The 13,399-nt window shown below is 49.0% G+C and carries 14 protein-coding genes; 4 read left to right on the forward strand and 10 right to left on the reverse strand.

The annotated features are described in order from the left end of the window. Positions 1 to 17 precede the first annotated feature (17 nt). Positions 18 to 251 carry a hypothetical protein gene (locus KCG43_RS01410; RefSeq protein WP_218382897.1) on the reverse strand — a complete coding sequence of 78 codons (234 nt, stop codon included), beginning with the start codon at positions 249 to 251 and terminating at the stop codon, positions 18 to 20. Positions 252 to 502: 251 nt separating this feature from the next. On the opposite strand from KCG43_RS01410, the gene asd reads away from it, so the two are divergent. Continuing rightward, positions 503 to 1,618 carry an aspartate-semialdehyde dehydrogenase gene (asd, locus tag KCG43_RS01415; RefSeq protein WP_192015361.1) on the forward strand — a complete coding sequence of 372 codons (1,116 nt, stop codon included), beginning with the start codon at positions 503 to 505 and terminating at the stop codon, positions 1,616 to 1,618. 155 nt (positions 1,619 to 1,773) lie between these two features. Here asd and sodB read toward each other — a convergent pair whose 3' ends face one another. Continuing rightward, positions 1,774 to 2,358 carry a superoxide dismutase [Fe] gene (sodB, locus tag KCG43_RS01420; protein ID WP_161455300.1) on the reverse strand — a complete coding sequence of 195 codons (585 nt, stop codon included), beginning with the start codon at positions 2,356 to 2,358 and terminating at the stop codon, positions 1,774 to 1,776. Between the two features lie 320 nt (positions 2,359 to 2,678). Between sodB and KCG43_RS01425 the strand changes: the two genes are divergently transcribed. Continuing rightward, a complete protein-coding gene (locus KCG43_RS01425) occupies positions 2,679 to 3,020 on the forward strand; it encodes a Grx4 family monothiol glutaredoxin (protein WP_027252810.1) in 342 nt (113 codons plus the stop codon). Positions 3,021 to 3,097: 77 nt separating this feature from the next. Here the strand turns inward: KCG43_RS01425 and KCG43_RS01430 are convergent, their stop codons facing one another. From KCG43_RS01430 to rnt, 4 genes are all read right to left on the reverse strand, one after another. Further along, entirely contained in the window at positions 3,098 to 4,420 is a 1,323-nt protein-coding gene (locus tag KCG43_RS01430) for a Na+/H+ antiporter family protein (protein ID WP_218382899.1), read from the reverse strand. 310 nt (positions 4,421 to 4,730) lie between these two features. After that, the gene (locus KCG43_RS01435) at positions 4,731 to 7,190 is read right to left on the reverse strand and encodes a VolA/Pla-1 family phospholipase (RefSeq protein WP_218382901.1); all 2,460 of its coding nucleotides are present in this window, start codon (positions 7,188 to 7,190) and stop codon (positions 4,731 to 4,733) included. A 39-nt stretch (positions 7,191 to 7,229) separates the two neighbouring features. After that, positions 7,230 to 8,477 (reverse strand): outer membrane protein transport protein, encoded by a 1,248-nt coding sequence (locus KCG43_RS01440; protein ID WP_192015139.1) that lies wholly within the window; start codon positions 8,475 to 8,477, stop codon positions 7,230 to 7,232. Between the two features lie 290 nt (positions 8,478 to 8,767). Beyond that, on the reverse strand, positions 8,768 to 9,427 hold the full coding sequence (gene rnt, locus KCG43_RS01445) for a ribonuclease T (RefSeq protein WP_192015140.1): 660 nt from the start codon (positions 9,425 to 9,427) through the stop codon (positions 8,768 to 8,770). A 237-nt stretch (positions 9,428 to 9,664) separates the two neighbouring features. Between rnt and KCG43_RS01450 the strand changes: the two genes are divergently transcribed. After that, the gene (locus KCG43_RS01450; protein ID WP_225445113.1) at positions 9,665 to 10,510 is read left to right on the forward strand and encodes an OmpA family protein; all 846 of its coding nucleotides are present in this window, start codon (positions 9,665 to 9,667) and stop codon (positions 10,508 to 10,510) included. A gap of 47 nt (positions 10,511 to 10,557) precedes the next feature. Here KCG43_RS01450 and KCG43_RS01455 read toward each other — a convergent pair whose 3' ends face one another. Together KCG43_RS01455 and KCG43_RS01460 are read right to left on the reverse strand one after the other, a co-directional pair. Beyond that, positions 10,558 to 11,001: a DUF2753 family protein gene (locus KCG43_RS01455; RefSeq protein ID WP_161446505.1), complete on the reverse strand. Its 444-nt coding sequence runs from the start codon at positions 10,999 to 11,001 to the stop codon at positions 10,558 to 10,560. Between the two features lie 15 nt (positions 11,002 to 11,016). Beyond that, on the reverse strand, positions 11,017 to 11,628 hold the full coding sequence (locus KCG43_RS01460; RefSeq protein WP_218382902.1) for a superoxide dismutase: 612 nt from the start codon (positions 11,626 to 11,628) through the stop codon (positions 11,017 to 11,019). A gap of 178 nt (positions 11,629 to 11,806) precedes the next feature. On the opposite strand from KCG43_RS01460, the gene KCG43_RS01465 reads away from it, so the two are divergent. Then, positions 11,807 to 12,151, forward strand: coding sequence for a hypothetical protein (locus KCG43_RS01465; protein WP_192015143.1), 345 nt, complete (start codon positions 11,807 to 11,809; stop codon positions 12,149 to 12,151). A 94-nt stretch (positions 12,152 to 12,245) separates the two neighbouring features. On the opposite strand, the gene gloA is transcribed toward KCG43_RS01465, so the two are convergent. Then, the gene (gene gloA, locus KCG43_RS01470; RefSeq protein WP_192015144.1) at positions 12,246 to 12,638 is read right to left on the reverse strand and encodes a lactoylglutathione lyase; all 393 of its coding nucleotides are present in this window, start codon (positions 12,636 to 12,638) and stop codon (positions 12,246 to 12,248) included. Between the two features lie 22 nt (positions 12,639 to 12,660). Then, entirely contained in the window at positions 12,661 to 13,302 is a 642-nt protein-coding gene (nth, locus tag KCG43_RS01475) for an endonuclease III (protein WP_027252801.1), read from the reverse strand. Between the last annotated feature and the right edge of the window lie 97 nt (positions 13,303 to 13,399).

Raw genomic sequence — 13,399 nt, forward strand, 5'->3', positions numbered from 1 at the left:
TGCCTATTGAGAGCAAATCAGCCTTCTGATTGCGATAAAGTGATGTAAAGATATATGAATACACGCTTTAGTGAATTAAAGAGTGTGAAAAACCGTATTTTAGCTTCTGCAGGAAAATCATGATTTATTCCCTGAAAATCTAGCATCATCGCTCTGTTCCATGACATCAAATTAGCTGAATGCTCTAAAAAAACTGGTGCGCTCATCATGCTGCGCTGTGTTACAGCTTTGACACCAGTTAATTTTGGCATTTTGTTGCGTTGGTAGGGGCTTTGCTTTATGGTATTTAGCTATCTTCGGTTCATGGCCGTTGCGATAATGCAGAGTATTTCTGGCGCGTAACAGCCATGAATGTGGTTTTCAAAAACGTGATTGAAATGGGTATGCGGCTGTCAGTGTGTCACTGATGGTCTTTATTTGACCTGTTGCATACTGAGGTGGCTTTTCTCCAATCAATTTAGGAGGTGCCCAATCACGTCAACATGGAGTGTAGCAAGCTATGATGAAAGTTGGTTTGATCGGTTGGCGCGGCATGGTAGGTTCCGTGCTTATGCAACGTATGGTGGAAGAAAAAGACTTTGACCATATTGAACCTGTTTTCTTTTCAACCTCTCAGGTTGGAATTCCTGCGCCTGACTTCGGTAAAGATGCAGGCGTACTTCATGATGCATTTGATATTGATGCACTGAAGAAGCTTGATGCCATTATTACCTGCCAGGGTGGCAGCTATACCGAGAAGGTGTATCCGGCGCTGCGTCAGGCAGGCTGGAAAGGTTACTGGATTGATGCGGCGTCTACGCTGCGTATGGATGATCAAACCATCATCACTCTGGATCCGGTTAACTTTGATCAGATTCAGCAGGGTATCCACTCTGGCGTGCGTTCATTCGCCGGTGGTAACTGCACTGTCAGCCTGATGCTGATGGCGGTCGGCGGACTGTTTAAGGCAGGTTTGGTTGAGTGGATGACCTCCCAGACTTATCAGGCGGCGTCAGGCGCGGGTGCCAAGAATATGCGTGAGTTGATCTCTCAGATGGGTGTCATTAATGACAACGTTACCAGCGAGCTGGCTAATCCGGCCACGTCTATTCTGGATATCGACCGTAAAGTGGCGCAAGCCATGCGCTCTGCCGATTTCCCGACATCTGAGTTCGGTGTGCCGTTGGCGGGCTCTCTGATCCCCTGGATCGATGTGAAGCGTGAAAACGGGCAGAGCAAAGAAGAGTGGAAAGGCGGCGTCGAGACTAACAAGATTCTGGCAACCGGCAACAGCCCGATTGCGATTGACGGGACCTGCGTGCGTATCGGTGCGATGCGTTGTCACAGCCAGGCGCTGACGCTGAAACTGAAGAAGAACGTCCCGTTGGATGAAATCGAAGGTATTATTGCGTCGCACAATGACTGGGTTAAAGTGATCCCGAATGAGCGTGATATTACCATGCAGGAGCTGACGCCAACGAAAGTAACAGGCACTCTGTCTGTACCTGTGGGCCGTCTGCGTAAGCTGGCAATGGGCGATGATTTCCTCAATGCGTTCACTGTGGGTGATCAGCTGTTGTGGGGTGCTGCTGAGCCGCTGCGCCGTACACTGCGTATCATTCTGGCAGAGAAAGCCTGATTGTTTGATAATTCAGGTCAGATGATTTTGCTCAGTAAGTAGTGGGGCTGCCTGCTGAAAAATCAGCAACTGAACAATCAACAACAAAGAACCATAAGAAAAGGCCCGCACTGAATGTGCGGGCCTTTTGCGATCTTAACCGTTAGGTTTGAGAATTAAGCTGCCAGGTTATTAGCAACGAATTCCCAGTTAACCAGTGCCCAGAAACCGTTCATGTAGTCGGGACGCAGGTTACGGTAGTCGATGTAGTAAGCGTGTTCCCACAGATCAACAGTCAGCAGAGGAGTGACACCTGCTTCAGTTAGTGGCGTACCAGCGTTAGACGTGTTAACGATGTCCAGAGAACCGTCTGCTTTTTTCACCAACCAAGTCCATGATGAACCAAAGTTGTTGATTGCTGAATCAGTGAATTTTGCTTTGAATGCGTCAAAAGAACCAAACGCTTTAACAATGGCATCCGCCACTGCGCCAGTTGGCTCACCGCCGCCATTTGGGCTCAGGCAGTGCCAGTAGAAAGTGTGGTTCCAGATCTGAGCTGCGTTGTTGAAAACACCGCCAGTCGAGGTCTTGATGATCTCTTCCAGAGATTTGTCTGCGTACTCAGTACCTTCGATCAGGCCGTTCAGTTTCACAACATAAGTGTTGTGGTGCTTACCGTGGTGGTATTCCAGCGTTTCTTGAGAAATGTGTGGCTCAAGTGCATTTTTCTCGTACGGTAGAGCAGGTAGTTCGAATGCCATTACTCGATTCTCCATATTGATGGTGTGGGCAGACCCACGACATTGCTTCCGTTAGCAGGCAACAGCCTGCATCACTTCAAACTGTGTTTGTTATTGTATACAAGCGATAGGCTTGCGTGTTTGCAAATCATTTTAGCAAGTTTTTTCTTTATTAAAAGTAGTCTGAATGAAAAAGGTCGCTGCAAGCAGAAGATGGTAAGCAAGCGTTCAGACAAGTATAAGTCTTAACCTTACTTTTATTAGGCGTTTTTTTCCTTGCCGTGACAAAGTAGAATGAGGGTATCACACTTACTATAAAGCTAACGTTGTTAGAGGAAGCTATGGAAACCATCGACAAAATCAAACAGCAGATCGAAGAAAACCCAATTCTGCTGTACATGAAAGGATCACCAAAACTGCCGAGCTGCGGTTTCTCTTCACAGGCTTCTCAGGCACTGATGGCTTGTGGTGAAAAGTTTGCTTACGTTGATATCCTGCAAAACCCGGATATCCGTGCTGAACTGCCAATTTACGCGCAATGGCCAACTTTCCCGCAGCTGTGGATTGAAGGCGAGCTGGTTGGCGGCTGTGACATTATTCTGGAAATGTTCCAGAAAGGTGAACTGCAACCTTTGATCAAAGAAGCCGCAGCGCGTCGCGACAGTGCTGAAGCCGCAGAATAATTTCTGAAAGCTGCTGTACTGATAAAAAAAGACCCCGCACTGCGGGGTCTTTCTGTTTCTGCCAAACAATGAGCGGCTTACAGCATCATGGAAGCCAGCCAGCCAAAGGCTATCAGCGGCAGGTTGTAGTGAATAAAGGTCGGCACAACTGTGTCCCACACGTGCTCGTGCTGGCCGTCAGCATTCAGACCGGCTGTCGGGCCCAGGGTTGAATCCGAGGCCGGCGATCCGGCATCACCCAGTGCAGCAGCAGTACCGACCAGCGCCACAGTCGCCAGCGGCGAGAAGCCAAAGCTCAGACATAATGGCACATAGATAGTCGCCAGGATGGGAATGGTCGAGAACGATGACCCTATGCCCATAGTCACCAGCAGGCCAACCACCAGCATCAGCAGGGCAGCCAGCGCTTTGTTGTCGCCGATGGCATGAGACAGCGAACTGACCAGGGTTTCCACCCCGCCAGTGGCTTTCATGACTGCCGCAAAACCGGCAGCCGCAATCATGATGAAACCTATCATTGCCATCATGTGCACGCCTTTGGTGAACACGTCATGGGTATCTTTCCATTTGATCACACCGGCAAGGGTAAACACCATGAAACCGGCCAGACCACCGATGATCATCGAACCACTGTACAGCTGAATGCCCAGAGCGGCCGCGATAGCAATCATGGCCACATAAACATGCTGCATGTTGATCTCAGCGTGCTCCGGTTCGCTGGCCAGGATTTGCGCTTCAGAATATTCCCGTGGTTTGCGGTAGCTGACAAAGGTGGCCAGCAGCAGGCCAAACAGCATGCCTGCCGCCGGCAAAATCATGGCATAAGGCACCTGGCTGGCGGCGACATTCAGCCCATTGTCATGCAGGTTTTTCAGCAGAATGTTATTGAGGAAAATACCGCCAAAGCCCACAGGCAGCACCATGTAAGGTGTCACCAGACCAAAGGTCAGTACGCAGGCAATCAGGCGGCGATCCAGCTTAAGTTTGGCGAACACATGCAGCAAAGGGGGAATCACAATAGGGATGAAAGCAATGTGCACCGGAATCGCATTCTGCGATGAAATAGACAGCAGCAGCAGAATGGTCAGCACTGAGTACTTCACCCCGGTCGCCGCTGCCGCATTATGATGGCCGCTGATACGTTTGATGACTTTTTGTGCCAGTACATCCGTAATACCCGAACGGGAAATGGCAACGGCGAAGGTGCCCAGCATGGCATAGCTCAATGCTGTGGTAGCACCGCCACCCAATCCGCCCTCGAAGGCAGAGATGGTATCTGTGAGGGAGAGCCCTCCGACAAGTCCGCCGAGGATGGCACTGAAGGTCAGTGCGACCACGACGTTGACTCGCATCAGCGCCAGCACCAGCATGACGCAGACGGAAATAACGACAGGATTCATAAAACGACTTTCCATTGATAGTTGTGTTATTGCATAACTGAATAATCATGCTATTCAGGCTGCAATGTGCAGGCCGTCTAGTTTGCTGAAAATTTCTTACATGTCGAGAAAAAACTGTGCTCAGGGTGGGATTTTTAGCCGGATATAGTGGAAGGTAAATCAGAATACAAATGAACGGCTGTCTGATGCTGACTCGATCAGGTTGTTCAAAGCGATTCGGGATAGGTTTTTTGTTATGCAAAGGCAATTCAGTAAAGATAAAAAAGGCCAGCGGAGCTGGCCTTTGGAACTTGAGAGATAACAGCAGGTGTTATGGCATGGTTGTCATCAGGCTGGAGTTACTCACTGTGATGTTTCCTTCGGTCAGGAAGGTTTTTGCCTGCGCTTGCATTTCGGTTGTGGTTGCAGGGTCAGCGGCTGGATCTGCAATCGAACTGTGATTGCCGCTGACAAAGATGCCTGCAGATTTAGTGACACTTGATACAGTATTTTCAAACTGTTCGAAGCCGCTGTTGATCAATGGCAGTGTACCGCCAAACGGTGAATAGATAACATCCGTTTGTGGATTCAGACCGTTTGGAATCACGCTGTCGTCAACCACCATAGTCATATACTGCTGTGTCTCATCCGAAACCTGACCAATCAAGTTGATCGGGTCCACGGTATCTAGAACAGACTGTGCCGCATAAGCGAACAGAGCAATTTCAGTAAACAGTTCAGTGCGTTGCGCCTCGTTCATCTTAGTTGTTACAAAAGTATCAAAGCAGGTTTGTGCTGTTTCAGGGGTTATGCAGGCACTCTGACTATAGGTTTTGTATAGCTCGTTTCTGCTCGCCAAGAGTTTACTTTTCACCAATGGGCCAAAGCTGTCGGAATTCAGCAACAGATAAGCGATTCCGGCGCCTGGGTTTGCATACTCAGCACGGTTAACAGTAAACGCGCCAGCTTCCAGAGCGGTGTCTGTGGTCACTGGCTTATTGGCTGTGGCCGTGAAACCAATACCCGTCATTGCACCCAGAGAATGCCCGATGTAACTCACACCAACCAGATTGCCTGTTTTATCCACCGGTGAAAGCAAAGTGAGTGGTGCTGTCGGGTTTGGTGAACCAGCTTGATTCATCTGGAACTGTAAGCCAAGCGCAGTACGTAAACTGAGCGTATCAATGATGGATTCGCGGAAGTTATCTCGCGCCACGTTCAGATAAGCCAGGTTCATGTAAACATCTGGTGTTGATTGACTGGTTACATGCACAACATTATCGCCACTGTCTTTGATGCCGCGTGAGCCATGTAATGGATGGTCGATCGCAATCATTGCCATGCACTTATCGTCGATAATGCCGGGTGCTAATGCCAGAACAGAATCCTTATTACCGGTAATACCATGTTGGTACATGGTGACTGGGATACCTGTCTGATTCGTGAGTTCTGTGCCACAGTTTGCCAATGCTGGCATGACCAGTGTATAAGGCACACTCTCCATCGATTTTAGCTGAGGAATCGGACTGTACTGGGTGATGAGACGCTCAGGGTCTAATTGACTGCCATTAGCTAAGGTCAGTTTGGCCCCGGTTAAAGCGGAAATGACCTTCTTCTGGATGTCTGCATCACTGCGAACCATTGCCAGATCAGTTGTCGAGATTGATGGTGTCAGTGCAGCTAATTGTTGGGCTATTGCAGCTTTATCAGCATCTGTTCCGTTTTTAAGCACGTGGGTGATTTTCGCCAGACTTGGCATGCCGCTCTGCCACGGAGTGGTCATCCAGGCATCATTAGCGTCTGATTTGTTGAGGAAGTAGGGGATCGAAACTGTCCCTTCATGGGTTGTCAGGCCAATAGTGGAATAAAGCGTCTGTACCGCTGCAGGTACTAGGCCAGTGATGTCAAGGGCTGTTGGGGCTGTGAAAGTAAACATTCCCGTTGTATCGACATTATTCGGGTTCGCCGTCCCTTTCCAGACAGCATTGGCAGTACCGCCTTTACCAATGGCCTGTGCGGCTAGCGCAATGGCACCTTTGGTAGCAAACAGAACATCGCCAGCAGATGTAGTTGTGAACCAGCTGGAGTAAATGATTTTGTTCTGCGCAACACCTGTCGTTACTGCAATGGTTTGCTCAACTGCGTGGGTGATTGCCTGAGCTGGCACCAACTTTTCTGATGGTACGCTGCCATTGGACTTCAGGCCGGCATACGTATTGGTCATACCAACTGGATTTCCTTTGGCATCCTTTAGATCATTGGTTACAGCGAACATATAGTTACTGGCCGGATCCAGAGGTTTCAATGGTAATACAGTTAGTGTCTTACCCGAGACGCGGACCATGAAGTCACCATCGGCAGCAGACAGTTGAACGGGTTGCGTACTGTCGGCGCTGTTTGTTGGATCGCCTGATTTGATGAGCACGAATCCGTTGGCAGCGGTGTTGGCATCTAAATCGTTTCCGGTGAAGTCAATCACAATTGGTTGTGTGGTGCTCCAGCCATCAGCTTTGCCCAGTGCGACTTGAGGATCGGCAAGATTAGCAGGGTTGCTTGCTGAATCGTCGACACTCAATGTCCCGTCTTTTTGATCCATTGCCAGGAAGGTTGGCTTGATGATCACTGGATTGTTGGGGTCCGAAATCAGATCAAACGCAATTTTTGTTTCGGCATTGAGGCTGTTTTTAATATCCGGATCGATAGTCGGCGTACCGCTCAGGCCTTGTTCGTCACCACAACCGTAAAGTGAGAAGCTGGATGCAACCAGCAGGGCAAGTAATTTTTTGTTCATATTTTATCCCTAAATTCTGTTCAACTGAGAGCGATTGGCTTAGAAGCTGTAGTTCACCTGGCCGGAAGCGATAATCGCGCCGCCACTGGACTCAAAGGTGTCGCCGTCTTCGGTGAAAGTCAGTTCATCGGCGATCAGGTAAGCGATGCCGGCATCAAACGACAGATTTGCGTTGTAGTTGTACGTCGCACCTGCTGTAAACCAGTTACGGTCGGTATCGGGAATGCTCAGGGTTGGTTTACCAGCCTGTTCATCAAAGGCATAGCCACCGCGTACTGTCCATTCTGTGTTGATGTTATAGGTTGTACCAATCGCATAACGGAAGGTGTCGTCATACTTTTCATCTTTCAGCAAACACAGACCTGCGCTGCCGTCGTATCCTGGTACGCATTGATCCCCTGTTGCGCGCAGCTCTTCAAATTTGCTGTATTGTGTCCATTGCACGCTATAGTGGACCGCCCACTGATTGTTCAGTTGATGGAAACCGGAAAATTCAGCAATAGCAGGAAGCACCACGGTTAAGTCACCCGGTACAGTGTTGTTGGGAGAGCCAGTGATACGGCCTGTGTAGTCGGTAAAATCACCTTCAAAGTCCATATCGGTCTGTGAGCGGTAGCTGAGGCCAAAGCGGTTGTTATCGTTCAGTTCAAACAATGCTCCCACGTTCCAGCCAAATCCCCAGGTATCACCTTCCATATTGACGCTCTTATCACTTGGATCTGCGCCCGGAATAAATACTGCGAGATCACCTAAGAAGCGATTCAACTCGGCTGAACCATAAATTGCGCTGACACCTGCGCCCAGGCTCAGTTGCTTGTTTACACGATAAGCAATACTTGGGTTGAAATTCACAGTAATTAGTGACGTCTCGCCCGCAGATGAACCTGCATGGAAAGAGGGATCGTAATCTGTGGTGACACCGTAGTTAGAAAACAGGGCCAGACCAAACGCCAGCTTGTCGTTGATCGGCTGAATATAGTAACCGGCAGGAACAAAGCCCGGAGGTGCAATGTCATTGGCTTTTTGGTCACGATTAACGCTGTCGACATCGATTGCCGGGTCAACAATGCTTAAGCCACCCGAAAGGGCGCGCTGCTTGAACATGGTCGATGCGGCGGGGTTACGGGCCAGCACTGCGGCGTTATCGGCAATCGCGGCTTCACCGGCGAAAGCCCGGCCTAAACCGCTGGCGGAGTGTTCAGCTACCTGGAAACCAGCACTTTGCGCCTGGAGGGATGTCAGCGCGGCGGCCACGGCGAGTGCGGTTACATGAAATCTTTTGGACATTCTGCTGCCTCTCTTGTTGTTTATTATTGATATGCTTCGCGTTCTTCAATCCATGAAAGAATGGTGAATCAGCTTGTAGACTCGGAGTATAAGGATTCGCTACGCCAATGTTAACCATATGTAACAGGGCGTTTGAGGTGTAGTAAGGCTATTTGTACGGTGTATTATTTATCTGTGTTTTAAACTCATGTTTGATTAATTTCGGACGTTTGTTTCATTTTTATGAAAAGGCCCAGCATGGCTGGGCTTTGGTAGGAGGTCTGATGAGTGTTCGTGTTTCAGGTCTGACCTTAGGCTTCTTCTTCTGTTTGAAGTGCCGCGACTGGCCATCCACCTAATTTTTTCCATTTGTTAACGATCTCACAAAATAATTCTGCGGTTCGTTCGGTGTCATAGAGAGCTGAATGCGCTTCTTTGTTACAAAATGGAATATTCGCTGTTTCACAGGCTTTAGCCAGCACCGTCTGACCGAACGCCAGGCCACTCAGTGCCGCGGTATCAAATGTGGCAAAAGGATGAAAGGGAATGCGCTTTAGCTTGGCCCTTTCAGAGGCGGCCATGACGAAGCTGTGATCAAAGTTCGCATTATGCGCTACCATGATGGCGCGGGAGCAGCCTTCTTCTTTTTGTTCTTTCCGTATGACTTTATAGATTTCTTTCAGGGCTTCTTCTTCCGTCACCGCGCCACGTAACGGGCTGAACGGATCTTTGATACCGTTAAAATCCAATGCTTCCTGATGGATAACCGCACCCTCAAAAGGCGTAATGTGAAAATGCAGTGTGCTGGCAGGTTTGAGCCATCCTTCTTCGTCCATGGTCAGGGTGACAGCACAAATTTCAAGCAGGGCATCAGTGTTGGCATTGAAACCGGCCGTCTCTACATCTACAACGACAGGAAAGAAACCACGAAAGCGACTTTTCAGGGTATTTAATGTGTTTTCTTGGCTCATGATAATGTTGCTGATAAAAATGAGGCCAGCATTATGTCAGATCTGGTTCAGAAGCTAAACCCTTGCCGCTAAGGTATGACGGCAGGGCACTGATACTGGGAGGTTGTCAGAAAGATAAACTGCGGCTAAAGATTTTGCGACAAAATCCGATACAATACCCAGTACTTGCAAGTAGGTTATACCGGGATGATAAAAATGACGTTGCCATTGAAGCTGGGGGCTTGGTCTTTAGCGCTGATGGGTGCCTGTTCGCCAGCTTGGGCAGGAAAATATTATGTTGCGACGCCCGGGGAATCTACCTGGGAGATGGTGGTTGATACGCCTCTGGAATGTCAGTTGCAGCATGCCATCCCGAATTTTGGTCAGGCGCAGTTTACATCCCGTGCCAGTAAAAAAATGAACCTTGATTTTGAACTGAAAATGCGTCGCCCGCTGGGACAGACCAGTAATGTCAGCCTGGTGTCTATGCCTCCGCGATGGCGGCCCGGTGATGCGGCTGAACCGTTGACGCGACTGAAATTCTTTAAGCAGTTTGACGGTTATGTGGGCGGGCAGATGGCATGGAACATGTTGTCGGAACTCGAAGAGGGGAAAATACCTACCTTCAGTTATCAGGACTGGCAGCACAGAAACGAAAGGATTGAAGTCGGCCTGTCTGCAGTGGCATTCAGTGCGGGTTATAAGACTTTCAGTACCTGTCTGGCCAATCTGCTGCCTTATAATTTTGAGGATATCTCTTTTACTGTGCTGCATTACGATAAAAACAGCGATGAGCTGAACAAAGCCTCACAGAAGCGTCTGGCGCAAATTGCGGATTTTATTAAGTACAGTCAGGACATCGATCTGATCCTGGTCGCGACTTACAGTGATTCCTCTGGCGGAAAAAATACCAACCAGTCTTTATCAGAGCGCCGTGCAGAAAAGCTGGAGCAGTATTTTGTCTCTTTGGGTCTGCCTAAAGATCGGATAGAAGTTCAGGGGTTTGGTGAGCGACGTCCAATTGCGGATAACAGTACTCCGCTGGGGCGCAATAAAAACAGGCGTGTTGTGATTTCCATGGGCCGGACTTCCAGCCTGATGTGATTCGGTATTCCCTCATTCACGTGATCGCGAATGAGGGAATAGAGTGCTCATTGCAAGCGGAACCTGGCAATAAGCTCACACTGGTTGCTGGTGGTGATATGCGCCACCTGTTTTGCCACTTTGGGGTTAGGGTGGCGTTTTAGAAAATCGATCAGCGCTGACTTACAGCAACCCAAAGAGCTGATGAAGGCTTCACAGTCACGGTTCGGGCATTGTGGAATCAGCGCCATAATCTGTTCGGATGCCAGTTGCAGATATTTCAGCTCGTAGTCGCCGTCTCCCTGCTTTCGCCAAAAACTGGCCATGTTGTGACAGGCAGTCACTTTAATGGCCAGCAATTCTTCCAGCTCATCCAGACTCCCATCGACAGGTTCCAATTGCTGCGATTCAGACAGAGCAAGCTGATAATGGATCACTGACATCATGGGTTTATGGTCTTTCTCTGCTTCTGCTGCCAGCAAGGTGTGCATTTCCCACCGTGACACATTCATGAGTACATTTCCTTCTTATTGATGAAGTGCATCCAGGTAATGTTGTTCTACCTGATCCCAGTCAACCACCTGCCACCAGGCACTGATGTAGTCGGGACGCTTATTCTGGTACGTCAGGTAATAAGCATGTTCCCACACATCGAGTGCCAGGATTGGAGTACCGCGGTTTTCCACCACATCCATCAGGGGATTGTCCTGATTAGAGGTTGAGGAAATCTCCAGTCGCCCGCCAGTGACAGACAACCAGATAAAACCTGAGCCGAAGTGAGCTGCAGCGGCGTCTGAAAAGGCGGTTTTAAACTCATCAAAGCTGCCGAAGTGGCATCGAATCGCTTCTGCCAGCAGGCCGACAGGCTGTCCGCCACCATTGGGTGACATGCACTGCCAGTAGAGGTTGTGGTTGTAGTAGCCCCCGCCGTGATTTCTGACCGCAGGACTGAATTCGGAAACCCGTGAAAAAATGTCTTTAAGGGTGAGTTGTTCGAGATTGGTGTTTTCAATGGCGCTGATGAATTTTTCAAAGTAGGTTTTATGATGACGGCTGTGGTGCACTTCCATGGTTTTGGCATCAATATAGGGTTCGAGCGCATCATAGGGATAGGGTAATGCTGGGAAAGTAAATGACATGTGGTTTCCTCCTGTATTTATTAAATAATAATGAGATCGTTTCTCATTATCAATAGTGGCGAGTCATCTACTTATACCAGTTCTCATTATTGAAGAAGAGAGATAGCCAAAACACGCTAGATTGATAGAAGCAAGGATCGTTGATCCGACATAACAATAGAAAAAGCGTGGTGAAAAAATGAAACGGCAACTCTTGGCTATGGTGATAATGATCGCCGCTTCTTCCGTCTTTGCGGATGACAAAGACATAGTGAATAGCGGCTTAGAAACAATGAAAGAAGAGGTGGCGGCAGCGACTCAGGCTCAGCTCATCACTAAGGAGCAGGCAGAGGAGATGGGGCTGAATCGGTCAACCACTTATGAGGTGTTCAGCTCTATCAGCGCAGACAATCTGACTGATAATGTGGTCGACAAACTGAAAGAATCGAAAATGCCGTATTACTCAGTGGATGTCATAGATACTGGTAATCAGGAAGAAAATTACCGGGCGGAAGTGACGGAATATTTTGGCAAAGTGGAATAGCCACTCATCGGTGTTATCGTGCGTAACTGTGATCGTGCGTAACAAGAGGGCAGAAACTATTCTGCCCTCTTTGCGTTTCGTGTTATCCGGTTTATCAGCTGCGCTGAATCAGTTCAATCTGATAGCCGTCAGGATCGCGAACAAAGGCAATGTGCGTTGTACCGCCTTTAACCGGGCCCGGTTCGCGGGTAACGTTCCCCCCTGAAGCTTTAATGGCTTCACAGGTGGTATAGATATCATCGACACCAATGGCGATGTGGCCATAAGCGTTGCCCATGTCGTACTCAGTGGTGCCCCAGTTGTAAGTGAGTTCGATGACTGCCCCTTCGGATTCATCCGAATAACCGACAAAAGCCAGGGTGTACTGGTAGGCTTCGTTATCCGACTTTCTTAACAGCTTCATGCCCATGATGTCTGTGTAGAAAGCGATAGAACGGTCAAGATCACCCACGCGTAACATGGTGTGCAGAATGCGTCCGTTTGCCATTTTTTTCTCCTCAGAGTAGAGCTTATTCAGCGGGATAGACTTTGTCTTTGAATTCACAGAGATCTTCAATAATGCAGCTACCGCAGCGGGGCTTGCGTGCCACACAAGTGTAACGTCCATGCAGGATCAGCCAGTGATGGACATCGACTTTGAATTCTTTCGGCACCACTTTCAGCAGCTTTTGTTCGACTTCGTCGACATTCTTGCCCATGGCGAATTTGGTGCGGTTGGACACACGGAAGATATGGGTATCAACAGCGATAGTCGGCCAGCCAAAAGCGGTATTGAGCACGACATTGGCGGTTTTACGGCCGACGCCCGGCAAGGCTTCCAGCGCTTCACGGTTTTCAGGGATTTCACCGCCATGCTTCTCAACCAGAATTCGGCAGGTTTTGATGACATTTTCAGCTTTAGAATTAAACAGACCTATGGTCTTGATGTGCTCTTTTACACCCTCGACCCCCAGCGCCAGCATGTCTTCCGGTGTGTTGGCAACAGGATACAGCCTGGCGGTGGCTTTGTTGACGCTGACATCGGTTGCCTGCGCTGACAGCAATACGGCTATCAGCAATTCAAACGGGTTGCTCCAGTGAAGTTCCGTTTCCGGGTGCGGGTTATTAGCCCGCAATCGCTCAAGGATTTGAACGCGTTTCTGATTGTTCATGCTCGCTTCCTAAGTTCGGCAGGGCAGGTTACTGGCACAGATAGAAATTGTAGGGAATGCCAATTACCGAGATCAATGTTGCTGAGCTTTCATCATA

It is taken from the genome of Photobacterium sp. WH24 (assembly GCF_019204055.1).
GTDB classification, from domain to species: Bacteria; Pseudomonadota; Gammaproteobacteria; order Enterobacterales; family Vibrionaceae; genus Photobacterium; species Photobacterium arenosum.